Genomic DNA, 22,150 nt, shown 5'->3' on the forward strand with positions numbered 1-22,150 from the left:
AACAACGGCATCCCGCAGGTCCGCGGCCCGGCCTGGTGGGACCCCCACCGCAGATGGCGCACGCCCCACCACCTCCACACCGCCTCTCACTTCGCTCGTCCCTCTCGCGCCCGCGCAGGCTGAACCGCTCGGGCCGGCTGAGGTCGCCGTCAGCATCTAGCCCCGCTCGCACGCGTGACAGACTGACCGTGTGACAGACGCAGCACGCAGAGACGGCGAGCCGGTGAGGCGCGGCCGGCCGGGCTATGACCGCCGCGGCCTGCTCGATGCCGCCGTCGCCGTGTTCAACGAATCGGGCTACGACGCCACTTCCGTCGCTGCGCTCGCGACGCGGCTCGGCCTGTCGAAAGCGGCCCTGTATCACCACTTCTCCTCGAAGGAGGAGATCCTCGAGACCGCGCTCGGAGAAGCGCTCGACGGCCTCGAGGGGGTGCTCGCCGACACCCGGACGGTCGTCCCGAGCGAGCGACTGGCCGCGGTCCTGGAGGGGGCCGTCCGTGTGCTCGCCGCGCACCTGCCATCGGTCACCCTGCTGCTGCGCGTCCGCGGCAACAGCGAGGTCGAGCGCCGCGCGCTCGAGCGACGCCGCGCCTTCGACCAGGAGGTCACCGGCATCGTCCGCGCCGCGCAGGACGACGGTGCCGTGCGACCCGACGTCGACGCCTCCGTCGCCACCCGCCTGCTGTTCGGCATGGTGAACTCGCTCGTCGAGTGGTACCGCCCGGGCGGAGCTGAGGATGCCGACGCCCTCGCCCGCGATGTGCTCACGGTCGCGCTCGACGGGCTCCGGACGCGCTGAGCGCTCCGGACGGTTCAGTCGATGATGAGGTCGAACCCGTCGTCCGTGGGGCCGATGGAGATCTGCGAGAGATCGTCGACACGGTACGTGGGGGAATGCGCTGCCGCGTGTGCGCCCACCCCGATCACGCGCATGCCGGCGGCGAGACCCGCCTGGATGCCGGCACCGGAGTCCTCGAACACGACGCAGTCCGCGGGGTCGACGCCGAGCAGGCTCGCACCGAGGAGGAACCCCTCCGGGTCGGGCTTGGATGCCGAGACGTTCTCGGCAGTGACGGCCAGGGTGGGGACGGTGAGGCCGGCCGCCCGCATCCGCGCGGTCATCAGAGCGACGTTCGCCGAGGTCACGATCGCGTGCGGGTGGCCCGACAGCGCGTCGAGCAGCGCGTCGGCGCCGGTGATCGCAATGACGCCGTCCACGTCGCGCGCCTCCGTGGCCAGCATCTGATCGTTCTCCTGCAGGTTGATCGCGTGGTCCCGCTCGGGGAGCATGATCGCCATGCTCTGGTGGCCCTGGCGACCGTGCACGACGCTCAGCACCGTCTCGGGCTCGAGTCCGTGGGGCTCGGCCCAGGCGAGCCAGAGCCGCTCCACGACGGCTGTCGAATCGACGAGGGTGCCGTCCATGTCGAGCAGGACGGCGCGGGCACGAATCGTTTCGGTCACCTCTCCAGAGTAGCCGCGGCGCGGTCCCGTGAGATCGTCCTCAGTCGCCTCGGAGGGCTCGGGTCGCCTCGACCGTGCGCTCGAGCGCGTGCACCGTGTGCGCATGCCGACGCTGCGCGACTCCGATGAAAAGACAGTCGACGACCGCGAGCTGCGCGATGCGACTCACCATCGCCCCGGCCCGGAAGCGCGGCTCTCTGGCATGGGTGAGCAGCGTGTGATCAGCGGCGTCGGAGAGCGGCGTCGCGGCGGCGCTCGTCACCCCGATCGTCGTGGTGCCAGCGGTCCGGGCGGTCTGGAGAAAGCGCACGGTCTCCATGGTCGTGCCGGAGTTCGAGAACCCGATCGCGACGGATCTGGTCGCCCCGAGCGCGGCGGCTGCGCTGGCTTCGTGCGCATCGGAGAGCACGATGGCCGTTCGACCGATGCGAAGGAGCTTGTGCCCGAGGTCGTCGGCCACCAGACGACTCGCTCCGACGCCGAACAGAAGGATCCGGTGCGCGTGGTCCACAGCCCCGACGGCCGCTTCGAGCACGCCGAAGTCGAGGTTCCCGACCGTCTCCTCTATCGCCAGCGCTTCCAGTGCGGCGACCTTCGCGGTGGCGTCTCGCAGCGAATCGCCGAGGGAGATCTCGGACCCGAATCGGGATGAGGCGCTGAGCTGCACGGATTCGCGCCCGAGTTCCCTCGCGAGCGTCATCCGCAGGGCGGGGTAGCCACTGAGACCGATGGAGCGACAGAAACGCACCACCGAGGCGACCGAGGTGTGGCAGGCCGCGGCGAGTTCTGTGATGGTGCTCTCGATGACCGCGTTCGGATCGTCGCCGACCCTTCGGGCGATCCGAGCGAGGGACGGGGGCAACGTCTCGGCCGCGGTCGCGATCGTCGTCTGGATGCTCATGCGCTCCGTCTCTGTGCACTGCTGAGTTGGATAATTGTTTCACATGGATAGCCTGATGTGTAGAGTATTTTCATGCCTGTCTCTCCCGCTGCCATCGCCGTCGACCTCGGCAAATCCCGCTGCCGCGTCGTCGTGGACACGGGCGCCCGTACCTCGCGCGAGGGCGTCGGCGCACCGGGCCTCGCGGCAGCGGGAGGCGTCGCAGCGGCTTTAGAATCCATTCGGCCGCTGCTCGTCGACGTCGGCATCTCCTCGATCGATGCGATCGGCGTCGGAGCGGCCGGGGCGTGGGCGGCACCGGATGCGGCATCCGAGCTGTCGCGACGACTCGCCGACGAGTTCGGCGTCGCGACGATGGTCGCGTCCGACGTCGTCACCGCGCACGCGGGTGCCCTCGGCGGCGGCATGGGCGTTCTGCTGATCGCCGGCACCGGTGCCGCAGCGCTCGGCATCGACGCGCAGGGGGCCCGGCTCATCGACGGGTGGGGTCCGGAGCTCGGCGACTTCGGGAGTGGGTCCTGGCTCGGAAGAGAGGCGCTCCGCGCCGTTCTCCGCGCGGCGAACGGGCTGGCGCCGACGACCGCTCTCGCCGAGGTCCTCGCGAAGCGCGTCGGTTCGGCATCCGATATTCCCGCGTGGCTCGCGGCGAGCGGGCCGCTGCCGGCTCGACTGGCCGCGCTGGCTCCGCTGGTGCTCGACGCCGCCGAGGAGGGAGACCCGGTCTCGCGCCAGATCATCGACGAGGGCATCCGGCTCCTCACCCGCTCCGCCGTCGCCGCGTCGAACCTCTCCGCCGAGGTCGTCCTGCACGGCGGGCTCACCGAACACTCCTGGTTCCGCACTGTACTGACGTCGTCGCTGCACCGCGCCGAACGTCGCGCGGGGGTCGCCGGCGGCGACGCTCTCGACGGTGCGCTGCTGCTTGCGCGCCGCGTTGATCTTCCCCACGAAAGGTTCGTGCACCGTGCCGCATGACGACCGACTCACCGCGCTTCTCGCCGAGCTCTCCAGCCTCGGCACCGAGGCATCGTCGACCGAACGCGGCGACCTCGACCTGCTCAGCACCGATGAACTGGTGCGACGGATGAATCAGGAGGACCATCGGGTTCCCGAAGCCGTCGGAAAGCGCGCCGCCGAGATCGCGGCGGCGGTCGACGGCATCACCGAGCGCTTCCGGCGCGGCGGTCGCCTCATCTACATCGGCGCGGGCACGGCCGGCCGCATCGGCGTGCTCGACGCGAGCGAGTGCCCGCCGACGTTCGGCACCGACCCGGCGATGGTCGTCGGGCTGATCGCCGGCGGCGAGACCGCGATCCGGGCTGCCGTCGAGAACGCGGAAGATGATGACCGGGCAGCGGCCGACTCCCTCCGCGAGCTCGGACTCTCCGATCGTGACACGGTCGTGGGGATCTCGGCATCCGGTCGCACGCCCTACGTCGTCGGTGGACTCCGCTTCGCCCGAGGCGTCGGTGCGCTGACGGTCGCGATCGCGTCGAACGCCTCGTCGGCCATCGGCGCCGAGGCCGACATCGCGATCGAGGTCGAGACCGGACCCGAGTTCATCTCGGGATCGACCCGGTTGAAGTCCGGCACGGCGCAGAAGCTCGTCGTGAACATGCTCACCACGCTGTCGATGATCAAGCTGGGCAAGACGTATCGCGGCGTCATGGTCGATCTGCTCGCGACGAACGAGAAGCTGCATGCCCGATCGATCCGCACCGTGACGCAGTTGGCGGGGGTCGGCGTCGATGAGGCGGCGGCGGCACTCTCGGCCGCGGACGGGTCCGTGAAGCTCGCTCTGCTCATGCTGGCCACCGGAGCGGGACCGGATGCCGCTGCATCCGCTCTTCGGGATGCCGACGGCATCCTGCGCGAGGCGATCGGTTCCCTGGTCTGAGCGCGTGATCGGGTGCTCCGGTAGCGTGGGTGGATGCCCCCCGCTCTCCACGACGCCGACCACGTCGCCGATCTCGCAACGGTCGACGGCCCCGAGGCGCTGATCGCGGCGGTGAACCGCGAGCGGGGAGTGATCTACCGGGGTTCAGCCCAGGGGGGCGAAGCAGAATGGTGAACGACATGGTCGGCGACATGTTGCGCATCGACCTGACGGTGGCTTCTCCTCTCGCGCTCGTCGGCGCCTTCGCCGCGATCGTGTATCTCTCCGGCGACCTGCGGATGCGTGTGCTGCGTCGCAGGTGGCATCCGATGAGGACTGTCTCCTTCGTCCTCGGATGCGCCACGCTCATCTATGTCACGAGCGCGGCAGGGAACGGGCAGGCTGACGTCCTCGTCTCCGTTCTCGTCTTTCAGCAGATCACGCTGATGACCGTCATCCCTCCACTGCTGCTCCTGGGGTCGCCGGGGACACTCCTCCTTCGAGCTACGCCGCACCGCGGCGTCGGAAGAGTCGTTCTGCGTGCGGCTCATGGTGCTCGGCGTGCTCCCCTCGCCCGAGCTCTCCTCCACCCGCTCGTCGCTCCGACCGTGGTCATCGCTCTTTTTCCCGGGCTCTACTTCACCGACCTGGTCAGCGCTGTGATCGGACTGCCCTTCGGGCACGAGCTCCTCCTCGCGGTCTTTCTCCTAGCCGGGATCATTGCTGGGGCACCCCTCTGGTCCAACGACCCGTTGCCCCGTTCGCCTTCATACGTGGCGAGGTTGGCGGACGTCGTTGTCGAGATCCAGGTGCACGCCGCGTTCGGTCTCGTGCTCCTGCTGAGTGGCAGCGCCCTCTTCTCCGCCTATTCGCAAACGCCGTTTCCGGACGTCCCGGCCACGGTAGACCAGTCGATTGCCGGGATGTTGGTCTGGACCTACGGTGAACTTCCGCTTCTCATCGTGCTGGTCGTCACGCTCTCGAGATGGCGTTCTCGTGACATCCGCCTCTCCCGGAGAAATGACGTCCAGGAGGAGGTCGAACGACAGCGCTACAACGACTACCTGGCCAGCCTTCAGCGCCAGAGCCCGAGCTGACGCTCTCGGCAGTCCTTCTCTTGCCTGTCCACGCCCTTCTTTGACCCGCCGGGATCGCTGCTGATCCTCACATACAACACCACCCGCACACCCTCCGCCCGCACCGCATCACGACAACGGGTGGGACATCCACATCGGGGTCGGTCAGTGCCCGCCCCCGAATTCGATCAGTGCCACGCCGGCCGCGATGAGCGCGACTCCGATCGCCATCATGACCGAGAAGTGATCCTTGAAGATGACGCGGCCCAGCACCGCGGTCACAGCGACCCCTGCCGCGGCCCAGATGCCGTAGGCGACGCCCACTGGCATTCCCATCGCGAGGATCGTGCCCAACAGCACGAACGCCGCGAGGTATCCGACGACGATGATCGGGATCCAACGGCGGCGACGCAGCCCTTCGGATGCGCGCAGGCTGAGGGTCGCGGTGACCTCACTCGCGATCGCGAGAGCGAGCAGCACCCACGTCACGACACGACCTCCGTCGCGGGTGCGGACTCACGCTTGTGCGAGCCCAGCTCGACCAGCAGCACGCCGAGCACGATCACTCCCACACCCACGATCTGCACCGGTCCCAGAAGCTCGTCGAACAGCACGGTGCCGAGCACGGCCGTCAGCACCACGCCGATCGCCGACCAGATGCCGTATGCGACGCCCACCGGCATCCCGCGATCCAGCACGACCGACAGCAGCCACAAGGATCCGGTGTATCCGATGACGACCGGGATGAGCCAGAACGGATACGTGAAACCCTCCGCCGCGCGGAGCGACAGTGTCGCGGACACCTCCAGGGCGATCGCGATCAGCAGTGGGGGCCAGGCCGACGGCCGGGAGCGGTCTGTCATGGAGGTGCCTTTCGGAGGGGTCGACCGAGAGAACGTGTCGGATGCCCGCATGATTCCCTGAACGACGCGGAAATTCGCGCCAGCATCCGATTCGGAGGCCGCCCGCCCGGCCGCGTACGCTGGATGCATCCCCCGAAGCTCACCCGGCAACTCTGCGCGCCGGCGATCTCGGCGCGCGCTCACACATGCAAGGACGCAGATGAACGATTCCGCCGCACGCCACGACGACTGGACCGCGCGAGAAGAGCTGGCCGAGCGGATGATCCCGCTCATCGGTGCGCTCAAGCGCGAGCACGACGTCGTGACCTCCCTCCACGGGCACCGGCTGCTCGGGCTCTCGACCACCGGCCTGGTCGAGGTGCATGAACGCGTCGCGCAGCTCGGTCACGAGCAGCTCGCGCTCGACGACACCCTCGCGGTGCTGGAGGCGGTCCACGCCCTCGCGCCCGGAGCCTCTTCTCTCGACGTCGCACGGCTGGTCGCCGGCCACGCCGAGAGCGACGCATCGCTGGGTGACTACCTGGCCGAGACCCTTGCGCCGGCCTTCGGTGCGACCGCCGCCGAGCCGACCGACGTGGTGCTGTACGGCTTCGGACGCATCGGACGCCTCCTCGCGCGCATCCTCATCGCGCACACCGGTGGGGGCAGCGGACTGCGTCTACGCGCGATCGTCGTGCGACGCGGCTCGGCGGACGACCTCGTCAAACGTGCATCGCTGCTTCTCCGCGACTCGGTGCACGGCCGATTCGCCGGCTCTGTCACGGTCGACGAAGACGCTGAGCAGATCATCGCCAACGGCACCCGCATCCAGGTCATCTACTCCGACGACCCGGCATCCATCGACTACACCGCCTACGGCATCCGCGACGCGATCGTCGTCGACAACACCGGACGCTGGCGCGACGAGCAGGGTCTGAGTCACCACCTCGAGGCGCAAGGCGTGGCCCGCGTGCTGCTCACGGCGCCGGGCAAAGGCGCACTCAAGAACATCGTGCACGGCATCAACGACGACACGATCGCGCCGGACGATCGCATCATCACCGCCGCGTCCTGCACGACCAACGCGATCACGCCGGTGCTGAAGGCGATCGACGAGGCGTACGGCATCGTCCGCGGGCACGTCGAGACCGTGCACTCGTTCACGAACGACCAGAACCTGATCGACAACTTCCACAGCGGCGACCGTCGCGGCCGCTCGGCCGTGCTGAACATGGTCATCACCGAGACCGGTGCAGCGAACGCCGTCGCCCGGGCTCTGCCCGAACTCGAAGGCAAGCTCACGGGATCCGCGATCCGCGTCCCCACTCCCGACGTCTCGCTCGCCGTGCTGCACCTGAGCCTGGAGCGCCCCGCCGAGAGGAACCAGCTCAACGACTACCTGCGCCGTGTCTCGCTGCACTCGAAGCTGCGCCAGCAGATCGACTACGTCGAGAGCCCGGATGTCGTCTCCACCGACTTCGTCGGCTCGCATCGCGCGGGCATCGTCGACGGCCTCGCCACGATCGCGAACGACCATGACGTGGTGCTCTACGTCTGGTACGACAACGAGTACGGGTACTCCTGCCAGGTCATTCGCGTGCTCGAGGTCATGGCCGGGTCGCACCCCGTCGTGCTCCCCGCCCGCCGCGAGGTGACGCTGCAGGCCTGACGCGTCGCAGGTGCGCATGGGGGTGGTCCCCGGCATGATGGGGGGCATGAAGACCGCGACCCTGCTGGCCGAGCGCCTCCGATCGCACCGTCTCACGGCTCCGGCCCGCACGGTCGTCGATGCGGCGGCGCACCTGCTCGCCCTACAGAGTCAGGACTTCACCGCCGGGCGATGGGCACTCACCCTCCGCACCCGCGGGAAGCTGCGGCTGCACGACGTCGATCGGGCGTTCGACCGCGGCGAGCTGGTGCGGGCGTGGACGATGCGCGGCACCCTGCACACCGTTCCGGCGCGGGACCTCGGGTGGATGCTGTCGGTCACGGCTCCGCGGCAGCGACAGCAGGCGGTGGGAAGGCGGCGCGACCTCGGGATCGACGACGACATGGTCGCTCTCGCGGTCGACACGCTCACGCCTGCGCTGCGCGACGGCGGCCGCACCCGCACCGAGGTCTTCGAACTCCTCGGGGGTGTGGGCATCGACCCCACCGGCCAGCGCGGACTGCACCTGCTCTTCGAACTCACGATCGATGGACTGATCTGCCAGGGACCTGTGGTCGCCCGCGACGGGGTGACGCGCGAGCAGCGCTTCGTCCTGGTGGAGGAGCACATCCGCGAGCACGCCCGGCCCGATGACCCGCTGGCCGAGTTGTTCGTGCGCTACATCACCGGCCACGGCCCGGCCGGCGTCGCCGACTTCGCGTGGTGGTCGGGCCTCACGCTCGGTCAGTCCCGCGACGCGCTCGAACGAGCCCGCCACCGCGTGGACGAGGTCGATGACGGCCTGTTCCTGGCTCCCGAGCGTCCGCGACGCGCGTCAGGTGGGGCATCCGTCCTCGCCCTCGGCGCCTTCGACGAGTACTACATCTCCTACGCCGACCGCACGACCGTCTGCGCGCCGGAGCACCTCGCCGCGGTCGGCCCGGGCAAGAACGGCATGGTGCGCGCCACGCTCATCCAGGACGGCCGGGTGATCGGATGCTGGACGCACGCGGCCGCGAACCGCGAGGCTCCGCCCGAGCTGTTCACCGAGCCCGCTGATCCGGATGCCGTGGCCGCCGCCCTCGCCCGCTTCGAGAACTTCATCGCAGGCTGAGCGACTGAGCGGCTGAGTGCCTGAGCGCCCTACTCGCTCGCGTGCCGCGCGAGGAAGTTGTACACCTCGTTGTCGTCCACGCCGGGGAACGCACCCCGGGGGAGCGGCGAGAACATGTGCGTGTGCACGCGGGCGCTCGGCCACGCCTTGCCGTTCCAGCGGTCCGCGAGGTCGCTCGAGGGGCGGCGGCAGCACGCCTCGTCCGGGCAGGTCGACACCGCACGATCGGCCGTCTCGCGCCCGCGCCACCAGCGTGCGTCGTCGAACGGGACTCCCACCGTGATCGAGAACTCCCCGTCGCTCGACGATCCCGTCTGCGTCGAGCACCAGAACGTGCCCGACTGAGTGTCGGTGTACTGGTGGTGCTCGGTCGTGCGGTTCTGCTGCGTGAACGCCGCGCGCGCCTGGAACTTGCGGCAGACGCGCTGCCCCTCGACGGCGCCCGTCACGTCCATCGGCAGCGGCAGGTCGTCGTTCTCGTAGACCCGGGTGATCGCCCCGGTGGCGTCCACGCGCAGGAAGTGCAGCGGCATCCCCAGGTGGTGCGTGACCAGGTTCGTCATCCGCATGCCCGCGGCCTCGTGCGTCACACCGAACGCATCACGGAAGTCCTCCACCGCGAGGTTGCGGTCCTTCTTCGCCTGCTGCAGGAAGGCGACCGACGCCGTCTCCGGCATGAGGCAGGACGCGGCGAAGTAGTTGATCTCGAGCCGCTGCTGCAGGAAGTCGGCGTAGTCCGTCGGCGGAGTGTGCCCGAGCAGGCGGTGCGCCATGGCCTGCAGCGCCATCGAGCGGAGTCCGTGACCTCCGGGGATGGATGCCGGTGGCAGGTAGATCCGCCCGTTCTCGAGGTCGGTGACCGAACGGGTGGAGTGGGGGAGGTCGTTCACGTAGATCAGCTCGAAGCCGAGCTTCTCGGCCATGATGCTCACCGTGCGGTGGGTCAGCGCGCCCTGCACGTGCCCGGCGGATTTCAGCTGCTTCTCGGCGAGCTTGTCGATCTCCGGCAGGTAGTTGTTCTGCTCGCGCATGCGCAGCCGCAGCTCGGTGTTCCCGCGACGGGCCTCCTCCGGCGTCGCGATGGCCTCGCGCTCGCGACGCTGCAGCTCACGGTGCAGACCGAGGATCGATTCGATGGTCTCGTCGCTCGTGCCCTTGGTCACCCGTATCGGCGCGACACCGAGCTGGCGGAAGACCGGACTCTCCTGCGCGCGCTCGAGCTCGATCTCGAGGGCGGCGCGACGGTTCGGCGGTTCGCCGGAGATGAGATCGGTCACCTGCGTGCTCGTCGCCTGCGCGATCGCCTGCAGCAGCGACAGCTTCGGCTCGCGCTTACCGTTCTCGATCAGGCTCAGCTGGGATCCGGCCACGCCGACCAGCGCGCCGAGTTCGTCGAGAGTGAAGCCGTTCTCCAGTCGGTGATGACGGATGCGGTGGCCGAGAGTCGTGAGGTGGATGCCGGAGGACGCCATTCCTTGATCTTAGCGAAAGAACTCGAATTCTTACTCCCCGATTCGTCCGAAAATACCTCGCGAGTCGGAAGAAGATGGGTCTAACGCCCCACACTTCAAAGGAGCAGTCATGGCCATGGCCGAAGTCATCACCCCTCGCACGTCCCCCGTCGCAACGACGCGCACCTTCGGTGCCGCACCGACGTATGACACTCCCGCGATGGCTGAGCTGGTCGCCTGGGTCGACGAGATCAGCACCCTCACGCAGCCCGACTCCGTGCACTGGGTCGACGGCTCCCGCGCCGAGAACGACTGGCTCCTGCGCGGCCTCGTCTCCGAGGGCAAGCTCATCAAGCTCAACCCGGAATGGCGTCCCGGCTCCTACCTCGCCCGCTCGCACCCGAGCGATGTCGCTCGCACCGAGGGACGCACGTACATCGCGTCGGAGCGGGAAGAGGATGCCGGCCCCACCAACAACTGGGCCGCTCCCGCCGACATGCGCGCCAAGATGACCGAGATCTTCGAGGGCTCCATGCGCGGGCGCACGATGTACGTCGTGCCGTTCTCCATGGGCCCGGTCGGCGGACCCCTCTCCCACATCGGGGTGCAGGTCACCGACAGTGCCTACGCGGTCGCCTCGATCGGCATCATGACCCGTGTCGGCGAAGCCGTCACGAGCCGGATCGCCGGGGGCGCGCCCTGGGTCAAGACCGTGCACAGCGTCGGCGCACCGCTCGCCACGGGCGAGCCGGACGTCGAGTGGCCCTGCAACGACGACAAGTACATCGTGCACTTCCCCGAGACTCTCGAGGTCTACTCGTTCGGCTCCGGCTACGGCGGCAACGCGATCCTCGCGAAGAAGTGCTTCGCGCTGCGCATCGCCTCGGTGATCGCCCGCGACGAGGGCTGGCTCGCCGAGCACATGCTGCTCATCCGTGTGATCGATCCGCAGGGCAAGGCGTACCATGTCGCGGCCGCGTTCCCCTCGGCGTGCGGCAAGACGAACCTCGCGATGCTGCGGCCGACGATCCCGGGCTGGAAGGTCGAGACCCTCGGCGACGACATCGCGTGGATCCGCCCCGGTGAGGACGGCCGCATGTGGGCCATCAACCCCGAGGCCGGATTCTTCGGCGTCGCTCCCGGCACCGGCGAGTCGACCAACGTCACCGCGGTCGAGACGCTGTGGGGCAACACGATCTTCACCAACGTCGCGCTCCGCCCCGACGGCGACGTGTGGTGGGAGGGTCTGACCGACCAGGCGCCGGCGCACCTGATCGACTGGGAGGGCAACGACTGGACTCCCGACTCCGACCGGCCTGCCGCGCACCCGAACTCGCGCTTCACCGTGTCGGCGTCTCAGTGCCCGCAGATCTCCGAGGACTGGGAGCAGGCCGTGCCGCTCGACGTCATCCTCTTCGGCGGACGACGTGCGAGCAACGTCCCGCTCGTGGTCGAGGCGACCGACTGGACCCACGGCGTGTTCCTCGGCTCCAACATCTCGTCCGAGCGCACTGCTGCCGCCGAGGGCAAGGTCGGCGAGCTCCGTCGCGACCCCTTCGCGATGCTGCCGTTCTGCGGCTACAACATGGCCGACTACTTCGCGCACTGGCTCAAGGTCGGCCGTGGCCTGCGCTTCGACCGTGCACCGCGCATCTTCCAGGTGAACTGGTTCCGCCGAGGCGACGACGGCCGGTTCCTGTGGCCCGGCTTCGGCGACAACTCGCGCGTCGTCGACTGGATCATCCGCCGCATCGCGGGTCAGGTGCCCGCCGTCGACAGCCCGATCGGACGTCTGCCGCGCACTGAGGATCTGAACCTCGACGGACTCGACATCCCCGCCGCCGACCTCGACGAGCTGTTCTCCGTCGACGCCGAGGCGTGGAAGACCGAGGCCGATCTCACCGAGGAGTTCTACGACACCTTCGGCGACAAGGTTCCGGCGGCGCTGCGCGCCGAGCTCGCCTCGCTCCGCTACCGCCTCGCGAAGGCGTAGCCCCCAGACCGGTGCCGACTCGGGGGAGTCGGCACCTCTTACCCGCGAAGGCGGGACCCCGGAGACAAACCCATGGCTGAGTGGTCTCCGGTGTCCCGCCTTCGCGTATGTCCGCATTCTTCGCCGAGACCCCGGGTTGCGGTCGAAACCCCGCGTTGTGGACGTCCGCAGGGCGGGGTCTCGACGCGAAGCCGGGGTCTCGGAGGAAGACGGAGGGGGAGGGGAAGTCAGGCCAGCAGCTGGTGCCGCGCGAGGTCGCGGTAGAGCGGCGTCGACTCCACGAGTTCGGCGTGGGTTCCCTGGCCGACCACCACGCCGTCCTGCAGCACGACGATCAGGTCGCTGTCGACCACGGTCGACAGTCGGTGGGCGATCACGATGAGGGTCCGGTCGGTCGAGACGGCGTCGATCGCCTCGCGCATCCGCTGCTCGTTGACGCCGTCGAGCGACGACGTCGACTCGTCGAGCAGCAGGATCGGAGCGTTCGTCAGCAGCGCGCGGGCGATCGCGAGGCGCTGGCGCTCGCCGCCGGAGAGCATCACGCCGTCCTCGCCGACGGGAGCCGCGAGCCCGAGCGGGTTGCGCTCGAGCACGTCGCCGAGGTTCACGGCACGCAGCACGCGCTCGCAGTCGGCGTCGGAAGCATCGGGCGCCGCGAGCCGGAGGTTCTCGGCCAGAGTTCCCGCAAGGGTGGGCGCGTCCTGCTCGACGTAGCCGAACTGGGCGCGGAGCTCGTCGCGCGGGTAGGTGCGAGCGTCGTGCCCGTGCAGCCGGATGGAACCACCCGTCGGGTCGTAGAACCGCTCGATCAGTGACAGGATCGTGCTCTTGCCGGCACCACTCGGGCCCACCAGCGCCACGCGGGAGCCACGGGGCACCGTGAACGACACGCCGCGCAGCACCTCGTGGTCGGGGACCGCGCTCGCATCGGCATCCGCCGCTTCGACGTGCGCGTCGGCCAGGAGGTTCCGTGCCTCCTTGGCCGCCGCCTCGCGGGCGGCGACGACGTTCGCCGGGTAGTGGAAGCGCACGTCGCGGAACTCGATGGCCGCAGCTGCGCCGGATGCCGCGTCCGAGGCCGCCTCTCCGCGGAGGGAGGCCGCGATGCGATCGTCGTCCTGCGTCTCGGTGGGCAGGTCGAGCACTTCCTGGATGCGGCCGAGGGCGCCGAGCGCTTGGTTCACCGAGGTGATCGCGCCGAACGTCGTGGCGAGGGGCATCACCAGCAGGAACAGGAACATGATGAACGCGATCAGCGAGGCGATTGTGATCGCGCCGGCCGCGACGCGGAATCCGCCGACGCCCAGCACGACGAGCAACGAGAGCTGCAGCGCGATGCCCGAGACGGGGACCACCAGCGACGAGATCTTGGCGATCCGCACTCCGATCCCGTAGGCGTCGGATGCGAGCTCAGACACCGCGGCGGTCTCGCGCTCGGTCGCGCCCGACGCGCGCACCGTGCGGATCGAGCCGATCGCGCGTTCGACGCCGGATGCCAGCGCACCGACCTTCTCCTGCTGCTGCGTGGATGCCGTGCGGATGCGACCGCTGAGCAGCACGACCGTGACGACCGAGACGCCGATCACGATGACGATGAGGAGAAGCAGGATCGGGTCGATCACGAGCATCGCGATGAGGGCCCCGAGGAACAGGACGGCGCTGCCGACGGCATCCGCCAGTCCCTGGGTGAGCACGGCATAGAGGAGCGTCGTGTCGGTGCCGACGCGGGAGACGAGGTCGCCGGTGCGGCGCGCGTCGAACTCCGAGATCGGCAGGTGCAGGATGCGCGAGATGAGCTTGCGCCGGCTCGAGTACACGACCGCGGTTCCGGTGCGCTGCAGCAGGTAGTGCTGGAACCCGGAGATGATCGACGACACGATCACGAAGCCGACGAGGAGCCAGACGAGGATGCCGAGCGTGCCTCCGGACTGCACCGCCTCGATGACCTGACCGACGAGCAGCGGCTGCACGAGCGACGTCGCGGCGCCGACGATGCTGAGCACGGCGACGACGATGAGTGTGCGCTTGTGTTCGAAGAGGAAGGGGAGGAGCTGGCGGAACGTGGCGCGGGGGCCTTCGGGCTGCGCACCGCGTCCGCGGCGGCGTGGTGTCGCCGTGCTGGACATGCGGGACCTCGATCTGAGAAGGGTACTTAGAACGTACTTCGTGCACGTCCGGATTCTGTGGATGGGCTGTAAGCCCAGGATCTATTGGCGGCCGTACTTGCGGTGCGCGGCCTGCTTGCTCACACCGAGGGCGCTGGCGATCGCCTGCCACGAGTACCCGGCATTGCGTGCTCGGCGCACCTGCCCCTCCTCGGCGCGCGAGATCTCCTTGCGGATGCCGGCGAGCCGGTGCAGCTCGGCCAGCGGTTCGCCTCCGTCGTCTTCCGCGATCGCGGTCGGTGTCGTCATGGTGGACCTCCTGCGTCAATCTTCGTTGACGCGGGGCGGGTTGTCAACATCAATTGACGTGGCGGATCGGAGGGGATCTGCAGTGCGGAGGGGCGTGTCCGCTGATTCGGCCCTCCGAAGCGTGGATCCCCTCCGGTGTGCCGAGCCCATGTGCATCCACTGTTCCTCCACATCGCCGCTGTGTCGCGGGGTGTCCAGACGCCTTGGGCGCCGAGCGCTCTGACCACCGCGCGTCGCAGCAGATTCGAGAGCCTGGGGCGATGCGACTTCTCGAGATCATGCAGGCGGCGAATGGCGTGGCTCCGGTTTCGGCCTTGCGATCCGAAGGCATCACACGGCACATGGTGGATAGAGCGGTCCAGCGTGGCGACGTGGTTCGCGTTCGTCGAGGGTGGGTAACCCTCCCTGGGGCTGACCCCATGCTCGTCGCTGCGGCGAAGACCGGAGTCGTCCTCACCTGCATCACGCAGGCGCACAGGCTCGGGCTCTGGGTGCTGAAGGATGGCAGCACCCACGTCGCAGCGCCGCGCCACGCCGGGCGCATCGCCGTCCGTGCGCACGTGCACTGGGAACGGCCGGTCGTCCCGCGTGAACCCTCGGCACTGGAGGACCCGATCGAGAACGTGCTCGCCATCGTCGCTCGCTGCCAACCCCGCGAGAAGGCTCTGGCCATCTGGAACTCGGCCCTCCAGACGCAGAAGACGACGATCGAGGTGCTTCATGGTCTGCCTCTGGCGACCGAAGCGCGTCACCTCTTCGCCGAGCTCACGCCGTTCGCGGACTCGGGGCTCGAGACGATCGTCGTGCCGCGCCTTCGGTGGTTGAAGCTCCCGCTTCGGCGCCAGATCTGGCTGGCCGGTCACCGAGTCGACCTGCTCATCGGTGACCGTCTGGTCGTGCAGATCGACGGTGGGCACCACGTCGGCGACCAGCGCTCGGAGGACATCGCCCACGATGCTCGGCTCATGCTGATGGGATTCCATGTCATCCGGATCGGATACAGCCAGATCGTGGACGACTGGCCCGACGTTCAGGACGTGATCATGCGGGCTGTCGCGCAGGGGCTGCACCGTGCACGTACCTGAGCGGCCGGCGGACCGGCCGCGCGCAATACGGAGGAGATCTGCGTTTCGGAGGACAGGAACCTTGTTTCCAGACCTCCGAAACGCGGATCTCCTCCGAACTGTCGGCCCGCCGCCCGATGACACACTGGACGGATGCTGTCCGCACCGAAGCTCATCCCCGGAGACCGCGTCGCCGTGCTCTCGCCCGCATTCGCGGCCCCCGCAGTCGCGCCCGCCCTGCACGAGCAGGCGCTGCGGCGACTGCGCGAGCTCACGGGCCTCGTGCCGGTCGAGTACCCGACGACCCGGCAGCTCGACGCGACTCCCGAGGCTCGCGCGGCCGACGTGAACGCGGCTCTCGCCGATCCCGGCATCCGCGCCATCCTCGCCACGATCGGCGGCGACGATCAGATGCTCGTGGTGCCGCATCTCGACCCGGCGCTCCCGGTCGCCGATCCCAAGCCGTTCATCGGATACAGCGACAACACCAACATCCTCAACTGGCTCTGGGGCCTCGGCGTCCGCGGCTACTACGGCGGCTCGACCGCCGTGCATCTCGGACCCGGACCGTTCGTCGACGACATCCACCTGCGGTCGTTGCGCGCGCTGCTGCTCGACGGCGGCGTGCTCGAGATCACCGAGCCGGGGGAGTCGGAAGACGTGGGCAGGCGCTGGGCGGACCCGCGCGCGCTCACCGAGTTCGGCGATCGCACGCCGACCGAGGAGTGGACGTGGGCAGGGTCGGCGAAGAGCGTGAAAGGGCGCACCTGGGGCGGCTGCCTCGAGGTCATCGACGGGCTCGCGCTCGCAGACCGGCTGCCGCCCGTGGCTGCGCTCGAGGGAGCGATCCTGCTGCTCGAGACCAGTGAGGAGCGGCCGCCCGCCGGCTGGGTGGCGCGATGGTTGCGGGGCTTGGGCGAGCGCGGCATCCTGGGCGCGGTCGCCGGAGTGGTGGTCGCGCGTCCTCCGGTGAGCGACTTCGAGTTCCACCCGTCGCCTGTCGAGGCGGCTGCACTCCGCTCCGCGCAGGCGGATGCCGTGATCGAGCAGGTCGTGCGGTACAACTCCGAGGCAGTGGTCTGCGTCGGCGTCCCCTTCGGACACACCCGCCCGCAGTGGATCGTGCCCTACGGCGGCACCATGACACTGGACGGCGCGACCCGCACGGTCACCGCCGAGTACTAGCCCCGCGCCCGAGAGCGTTCAGGCCGCTGTCCTAGGGTGTCCGGATGACCGACGCGAAATGGATCCTCTTCGACATCGGCGGCGTGCTCGAAGTCGTCGACGACGACACGTGGCAGGAGCAGTGGCGGCAGCGCTGGCGCGAGCGTTCGGGGCTCGAGACGGAGGACTTCGACGCGCGCGTATCGGCGGCGAACCTGCCGCCGATCGATGTGACCTCCGGCACGGAAGCCGAGTTCTGGAATCGCCTCAGCACGGCTCTCGAGCTCGACACCGAGCAGCGCGGCGCGATGCGCGCCGACTTCTGGGACGCCTACTGCGGCACCGGCAACACCGAGCTGATCGAGTACGCCCGATCGCTCCGCGATCGCGCAGGGCTCGCCATCCTGTCGAACTCGGCCGACGGCGCCCGCGAGGAGGAGGAGCGACGCTTCGGCTTCTCGGAGATCTTCGATCCGATCTGCTACAGCCACGAGCAGGGCGTGAACAAGCCTGACCCGCGGGCCTACCTCCGTGCGCTCGAGCGTCTCGGCGCCGCTCCGGAGGACGTCTTCTTCATCGACGATCACGCCGTGTCGATCGCGGGAGCGGCGGATGTCGGCATCCGCGGGATCCTCCACCGCGACAACGCCGAGACGATCGCCGCGATCGAGGCGTTCCTGGCCGCCAGCGACTCCGCCTGACCCCGCTCCCGTCGCAGAGAGGCACGCATCTCGGAGGGAGATGCGTGCCTTTCTGCGACCGGAACCGCGGGGACGGGACGGTTCAGCGCTGTGAGAGCGCAGCCACCCCGAGGTCGTCCTCGTAGTCGTGATCCTTCGTCTCGGGCGAGAGGATCAGCGCGATGAACGTCAGCACGCCCATCGCCGAGAGGTACACGCCGACGAGCCAGGGCGCGCCGTCGCCGAGTTCCCACAACCCCACTGCGATCAGCGGGGCCACGGCTGCTCCGAGGATCGACGACACGTTGTACGAGATGGCAGACCCGGTGTACCGGACGTTCGTCGGGAAGAGCTCAGGCAGCAACGCACCCATCGGGCCGAACGTCGCACCCATGAGCATGAAGCCGAACACGAGGAACGCCTGCACGAGCGCGCCCGTGAACTTCGGGTCCGCGGCCGGAAGCAGGAACGTGTTGAACAGCAGACCGAAGACGATGATGAGCCCGGTCACCCAGAGCAGCAGCTTACGACGGCCGACCTTGTCGGCGATCGGACCGGAGAGCAGCGTGAAGATGCCGAAGAAAACCACGCCGATGATCTGCATGAGCACGAAGTCGGTGTAGCCGAACCCGAGTCCCGGGTAGAACTGGGCGGCGAAGGCCGAGGCGTCGAAGTCCTTGCCCGCGGCTTCTGCGGCGGACTGGGCGGCGGCGGATGCCGTCTCGAGCGAGGCGGCCTTGGTGCCGTAGGCGAGCGTGAAGTTCGTCATCAGGTAGAACAGCACGTACGTCGCCAGCATGATGAACGTGCCGAGGATCAGCTGCTTCCAGTGGTGACGGAACACCGTGGCGAGGGGCAGCTTGCGGATCGCGCCCTTCTTCTCGGCGTTCTTGAACGTGTCGGACTCGACCAGCTTGAGCCGCACCCACAGGCCGACGATGACCATCACGGCGGAGAACAGGAACGGGATGCGCCAGCCCCACGAGAGGAACGCCTCCGACTTCAGCAGCGGGTTCTCGCCGTGCGGGAGCAGCCAGTTGATGCTGAGGAACAGCAGGTTCGCGATGATGAAACCGAGCGGGGCGCCGAGCTGAGGGAACGTGCCGTACCAGGCGCGCTGGCCCTTCGGGGCGTTCTCGGTGGCGACCAGCGCCGCCCCCGACCACTCGCCGCCGAGCGCGAAGCCCTGCGCGAGACGCAGGATGAGCAGCAGGAGGGCCGCCCACCAGCCGATGTCCTGGTACGTGGGCAGCAGGCCGATCACGAACGTCGCGATACCCATCGTGAGGAGCGAGGCGACGAGCGTCGCCTTCCGTCCGAACTTGTCACCGAAGTGTCCGAAGACGATAGCGCCGATCGGACGCGCCACCATCGCGGCGCCGAACACCGCGAACGACGACAGCAGCGAGGTGGTGTCGTTCCCGGTGGGGAAGAACAGGGCGGGGAAGACGAGCACGGCCGCTGTCGCATACGCGTAGAAGTCGTAGAACTCGATCGTGGTGCCGACGAGGCTCGCCGTGATGACGCGCGAGCGCGGATTCGCGGGCGCAGGTGCAGTGCTCAAGGTGCTTTCTCCGATCAGTCCCCGTCGTGCCGGGGGACTCGGGCGAGTTTACGCCTTCCTGAGTGTTCGCTGTGTGCGCTGGGCGTATCGGATACCGTGGCGAGCATGACGACGAGGATGCTGCTGCTCGCGGACACGCATGTGCCGAAGCGCGCGCGCCGCCTGCCCGACGAGGTGCTCACGGCGATCGATGAGGCCGACATCGTGATCCATGCGGGGGACTGGGTGGACGCGGCCACCCTCGACCTGTTCGAGTCGCGCTCGCGCGCGTTCCACGGCGTCTTCGGCAACAACGACGGTCCCGAGCTGCGGGCGCGGCTGCCCGAGATCGCCCGATTGAGCGTGGAGGACGTCGAGATCGCGGTCATCCACGAGACGGGAGCAGCGACGCGACGCGAGGATCGGATGGATGCCGCGTTTCCCGGGGTCGACCTCCTGGTCTTCGGACACTCGCACATCCCGTGGGACACCGTGTCTCCCGCGGGAATGCGCCTGCTGAACCCCGGGTCGCCCACGGATCGACGACGGCAGCCGGTCTGCACGATGATGTGGGCCACGATCGACGGCGCCGACATCGAGGCGACGCTGGTGCACGTTCGATGAGCGAGATGCCGGTCTATCGCGCACCGATGCGCTCGCGTGACGATGCGGTGCCCCGCGGGGTGGGGCCGGAGCGGGCGCTCGAGCTCGGCATCTGCGGCATCGGGGGCAGGCTGGAGCCGGCTCCCGGCTCACTGGCTGAGGCGTTGGTCACGGCAGACGCGCAGTCCGGCATCCGGTTGGCGTGGCGCATCGAACGGTTCGCGAAGGCGCCGATCGGTGCGTTCGTGTGGACGAGGGATGTCGACGGCCTGACCTATCTCGGACGCATCGCCGGCCCCTGGGCGTATGACCCCGGAGAGGACGCCGCCGCCGCGGACCTCGTGCACGTGCGGCCCTGCGAGTGGCTCGCTGAACCGATCGACCAGGCGCAGGTGCCGGGCGGTGTGCGAGCCACCTTCGCCCGTGGCGGTCGGAATTGGCAGCGCATCCATGACGACGATGCCGAGCGGTTGTCCGCCGGGCTCTGGCACACGCACCGCGACTGAACGCCGACTCACTCCTCCGTGTCGCCGAGCGCCAGCGCGTCGACGAACGATGCCCGCGGCGCCAGCACGTGCTCAAGCTCCAGCAAGACAAGCCGGTTCGCGCCTTCTCGCGTCGCGGGTGCCGGAACATACAGCGTGCGCTGCGGTCCGTTGCGCCAGTAGCGGCCGAGGAAGAATCCGTTGACGAAGGCGTAGCCCTTGCTCCACGACGCGGTGTCGAGGAAGAGGTCGGACGCGGCCTCGAGGGTGAAGCCGGCAGCCCAGGCTGCCGGTCCCCGCTCGGGGACGTCGGATGCTGCACCGTCGACCTTCTCGTCGATCGAGGCGGCGATCGCTGCGACGTCGAGCGGCGTCGAACGCCATCCGGTGAGCTCATCGCCATCGAGCGCGACGGAACCTACCAGCCCCTTCTCCTCGCCCAGACGGTGGGCGTAGTTCACCCTTCCCTGGTCCTCCACGAGGATGCTCAGGGTGCGGCCGGCGGGAATCCGCAGCGCACTGTCGTGTCGGGTGCGGGCGAGAGTTCCGACCCGCTGCCCGTCGACACTCACCCAGGCGAGGTCACGGACGTCGCCGATCTCGAGCAGTCCGCCCGCGGCATCCGGCAGCTCGACGTCGTAGCGGACCAGCGCACTGAGGTGGCCGAGCTGGTCGAAGGTCTGCGGCTCGTCGGTGGCGGAGCCGGATGCCGCGGCATCCGTCCACGGACCGACGGGCGCGAGTGCGACCTCGAAGGTCGGTGCCGGAGTCGCGCGCACCGGCAGCTCATCGGGCACCGGGGCGTACCGCGAGATGACTTCCCGGAACGCGAAGAACTTCTCGGTCGGTTCGCCTGCCTCATCGAGCGGAGCGTCGTAGTCGTACGAGGTGACGAGCGGCAGATAGCGGCCCTTGTCGTTCGCGCCGTTCGTCAGGCCGAAGTTCGTGCCGCCGTGGAACATGTAGATGTTCACCGAGGCGCCTGCGGCGAGCAGAGCATCGAGATCGGATGCCGCGGCGGCGACCTCCGTCGTGTGGTGCACGCCGCCCCACCAGTCGAACCACCCGTCCCAGAACTCGGAGCACATCAGCGGACCGGTTGGCTGATGCGTGCGGAGCGTCGCGAGGCGCTCGGCGCTGCGCGAGCCGAAGGAAGCGGTCTTATGGAGTTCGGGGAGACTGCCGTCGGCCAGCATCCGGTCGGTGGGCTGATCGACGGTCGTGAGCGGCACCGTGATGCCGGCGTCCCGCGTCACCGCGACCAGGGTCTCGAGGTACGCCTTGTCGGCGCCGTACGCGCCGTACTCGTTCTCGATCTGCACCAGCACGACCGGACCGCCGCGATCGATCTGACGCGGGGCGACGATCTCGTAGACCCGACGCAGGTAGGCGCTGACATCGATCAGGAACGACGGCTCCGAGGAGCGCAGTGCGCGCTCGCCGCCGGTCAGCCACACGGGGAGGCCGCCGTTGTGCCACTCGGCGCAGATGTAGGGCCCAGGGCGCACGATGGCATCCATCCCTTCCGCGTGCACGAGGTCGAGGAAGCGGCCGAGGTCGTTCCACCCGCTCGCGTCCCACTCGCCGCGTCGTGGTTCGTGCGCGTTCCAGGCGACGTAGGTCTCGATGGTGTTCAGGCCCATGAGCCGCGCCTTGTGGATGCGGTCCTGCCACTGGTCGGGGTGCACCCGGAAGTAATGGATGGCGCCGGAGATCACCCGGTGGGGCGCGCCGTCGCGGAGGAAGTCGGCGTCGCCGATGGAGAAAGAGGTCACGTGTCGCGGTGCTTTCGGTGAAGAGGAAGGCCGGATTGGGTCCCACTGGGCCCTTCG

22 protein-coding genes are annotated in these 22,150 nt (G+C 68.9%); 13 read left to right on the forward strand and 9 right to left on the reverse strand.

The features are described 5' to 3' along the window. Nucleotides 1-190 precede the first annotated feature (190 nt). Entirely contained in the window at nt 191-799 is a 609-nt protein-coding gene (locus RS85_RS12320; protein WP_046013764.1) for a TetR/AcrR family transcriptional regulator, read from the forward strand. Nucleotides 800-813: 14 nt separating this feature from the next. Here the strand turns inward: RS85_RS12320 and RS85_RS12325 are convergent, their stop codons facing one another. Continuing rightward, nucleotides 814-1,464 carry an HAD-IA family hydrolase gene (locus RS85_RS12325; RefSeq protein ID WP_200894829.1) on the reverse strand — a complete coding sequence of 217 codons (651 nt, stop codon included), beginning with the start codon at nt 1,462-1,464 and terminating at the stop codon, nt 814-816. A gap of 40 nt (nt 1,465-1,504) precedes the next feature. Beyond that, nucleotides 1,505-2,365 (reverse strand): MurR/RpiR family transcriptional regulator, encoded by an 861-nt coding sequence (locus tag RS85_RS12330; RefSeq protein ID WP_046013765.1) that lies wholly within the window; start codon nt 2,363-2,365, stop codon nt 1,505-1,507. Between the two features lie 72 nt (nt 2,366-2,437). Here RS85_RS12330 and RS85_RS12335 point away from each other — a divergent pair, with 72 nt between their 5' ends. Genes RS85_RS12335 through RS85_RS12345 form a run of 4 tightly spaced genes read left to right on the forward strand, consistent with a single transcriptional unit; the run spans nt 2,438 to nt 5,338 of the window. Further along, complete coding sequence (locus RS85_RS12335; protein ID WP_046013766.1) at nt 2,438-3,340, forward strand: N-acetylglucosamine kinase; 903 nt, start codon at nt 2,438-2,440, stop codon at nt 3,338-3,340. After that, nucleotides 3,330-4,262, forward strand: coding sequence for an N-acetylmuramic acid 6-phosphate etherase (gene murQ / locus RS85_RS12340; RefSeq protein WP_046013767.1), 933 nt, complete (start codon nt 3,330-3,332; stop codon nt 4,260-4,262). The genes RS85_RS12335 and murQ overlap by 11 nt, the downstream gene beginning before the upstream one ends. A gap of 33 nt (nt 4,263-4,295) precedes the next feature. Beyond that, nucleotides 4,296-4,436: a hypothetical protein gene (locus RS85_RS19725; RefSeq protein WP_160298628.1), complete on the forward strand. Its 141-nt coding sequence runs from the start codon at nt 4,296-4,298 to the stop codon at nt 4,434-4,436. 5 nt (nt 4,437-4,441) lie between these two features. After that, on the forward strand, nt 4,442-5,338 hold the full coding sequence (locus RS85_RS12345; protein ID WP_235282440.1) for a cytochrome c oxidase assembly protein: 897 nt from the start codon (nt 4,442-4,444) through the stop codon (nt 5,336-5,338). A gap of 144 nt (nt 5,339-5,482) precedes the next feature. Here RS85_RS12345 and RS85_RS12350 read toward each other — a convergent pair whose 3' ends face one another. Further along, nucleotides 5,483-5,806 carry a DMT family transporter gene (locus tag RS85_RS12350; RefSeq protein ID WP_046013769.1) on the reverse strand — a complete coding sequence of 108 codons (324 nt, stop codon included), beginning with the start codon at nt 5,804-5,806 and terminating at the stop codon, nt 5,483-5,485. Further along, a complete protein-coding gene (locus RS85_RS12355) occupies nt 5,803-6,180 on the reverse strand; it encodes a DMT family transporter (protein ID WP_046013770.1) in 378 nt (125 codons plus the stop codon). Before RS85_RS12355 ends, RS85_RS12350 begins: the two co-directional genes overlap by 4 nt. Nucleotides 6,181-6,379: 199 nt before the next feature. Between RS85_RS12355 and RS85_RS12360 the strand changes: the two genes are divergently transcribed. Together RS85_RS12360 and RS85_RS12365 are read left to right on the forward strand one after the other, a co-directional pair. Beyond that, nucleotides 6,380-7,828, forward strand: a complete 1,449-nt coding sequence (locus RS85_RS12360) for a glyceraldehyde-3-phosphate dehydrogenase (RefSeq protein WP_046013771.1) — start codon at nt 6,380-6,382, stop codon at nt 7,826-7,828. Between the two features lie 46 nt (nt 7,829-7,874). Beyond that, on the forward strand, nt 7,875-8,921 hold the full coding sequence (locus RS85_RS12365; RefSeq protein WP_046013772.1) for a winged helix DNA-binding domain-containing protein: 1,047 nt from the start codon (nt 7,875-7,877) through the stop codon (nt 8,919-8,921). 29 nt (nt 8,922-8,950) lie between these two features. Here the strand turns inward: RS85_RS12365 and RS85_RS12370 are convergent, their stop codons facing one another. Further along, the gene (locus RS85_RS12370; protein WP_046013773.1) at nt 8,951-10,393 is read right to left on the reverse strand and encodes an XRE family transcriptional regulator; all 1,443 of its coding nucleotides are present in this window, start codon (nt 10,391-10,393) and stop codon (nt 8,951-8,953) included. 109 nt (nt 10,394-10,502) lie between these two features. Between RS85_RS12370 and RS85_RS12375 the strand changes: the two genes are divergently transcribed. After that, nucleotides 10,503-12,365 carry a phosphoenolpyruvate carboxykinase (GTP) gene (locus RS85_RS12375; RefSeq protein ID WP_046013774.1) on the forward strand — a complete coding sequence of 621 codons (1,863 nt, stop codon included), beginning with the start codon at nt 10,503-10,505 and terminating at the stop codon, nt 12,363-12,365. Between the two features lie 227 nt (nt 12,366-12,592). Here the strand turns inward: RS85_RS12375 and RS85_RS12380 are convergent, their stop codons facing one another. Beyond that, nucleotides 12,593-14,491 (reverse strand): ABC transporter ATP-binding protein, encoded by a 1,899-nt coding sequence (locus RS85_RS12380; protein ID WP_046013775.1) that lies wholly within the window; start codon nt 14,489-14,491, stop codon nt 12,593-12,595. Nucleotides 14,492-14,572: 81 nt separating this feature from the next. Then, the gene (locus RS85_RS12385; RefSeq protein ID WP_046013776.1) at nt 14,573-14,779 is read right to left on the reverse strand and encodes a hypothetical protein; all 207 of its coding nucleotides are present in this window, start codon (nt 14,777-14,779) and stop codon (nt 14,573-14,575) included. A 419-nt stretch (nt 14,780-15,198) separates the two neighbouring features. On the opposite strand from RS85_RS12385, the gene RS85_RS12390 reads away from it, so the two are divergent. From RS85_RS12390 to RS85_RS12400, 3 genes are all read left to right on the forward strand, one after another. Continuing rightward, nucleotides 15,199-15,864: an endonuclease domain-containing protein gene (locus RS85_RS12390; protein ID WP_235282431.1), complete on the forward strand. Its 666-nt coding sequence runs from the start codon at nt 15,199-15,201 to the stop codon at nt 15,862-15,864. Between the two features lie 132 nt (nt 15,865-15,996). Next, nucleotides 15,997-17,028 (forward strand): S66 family peptidase, encoded by a 1,032-nt coding sequence (locus RS85_RS12395; RefSeq protein ID WP_046013778.1) that lies wholly within the window; start codon nt 15,997-15,999, stop codon nt 17,026-17,028. Nucleotides 17,029-17,072: 44 nt separating this feature from the next. Beyond that, entirely contained in the window at nt 17,073-17,708 is a 636-nt protein-coding gene (locus tag RS85_RS12400) for an HAD family hydrolase (protein ID WP_046013779.1), read from the forward strand. An 82-nt stretch (nt 17,709-17,790) separates the two neighbouring features. On the opposite strand, the gene RS85_RS12405 is transcribed toward RS85_RS12400, so the two are convergent. Further along, nucleotides 17,791-19,251 (reverse strand): MFS transporter, encoded by a 1,461-nt coding sequence (locus RS85_RS12405; RefSeq protein ID WP_200894830.1) that lies wholly within the window; start codon nt 19,249-19,251, stop codon nt 17,791-17,793. Between the two features lie 105 nt (nt 19,252-19,356). On the opposite strand from RS85_RS12405, the gene RS85_RS12410 reads away from it, so the two are divergent. Both RS85_RS12410 and RS85_RS12415 read left to right on the forward strand, forming a co-directional pair. After that, complete coding sequence (locus RS85_RS12410; protein WP_046013781.1) at nt 19,357-19,854, forward strand: metallophosphoesterase family protein; 498 nt, start codon at nt 19,357-19,359, stop codon at nt 19,852-19,854. After that, nucleotides 19,851-20,339: a hypothetical protein gene (locus RS85_RS12415; RefSeq protein WP_046013782.1), complete on the forward strand. Its 489-nt coding sequence runs from the start codon at nt 19,851-19,853 to the stop codon at nt 20,337-20,339. The genes RS85_RS12410 and RS85_RS12415 overlap by 4 nt, the downstream gene beginning before the upstream one ends. An 8-nt stretch (nt 20,340-20,347) precedes the next feature. Here the strand turns inward: RS85_RS12415 and RS85_RS12420 are convergent, their stop codons facing one another. Then, on the reverse strand, nt 20,348-22,093 hold the full coding sequence (locus RS85_RS12420; protein ID WP_046013783.1) for a glycoside hydrolase family 35 protein: 1,746 nt from the start codon (nt 22,091-22,093) through the stop codon (nt 20,348-20,350). Nucleotides 22,094-22,150: the final 57 nt, after the last annotated feature.

Origin of the sequence: Microbacterium sp. SA39 (genome assembly GCF_000967865.1) — a bacterium.
GTDB lineage: Bacteria > Actinomycetota > Actinomycetes > Actinomycetales > Microbacteriaceae > Microbacterium.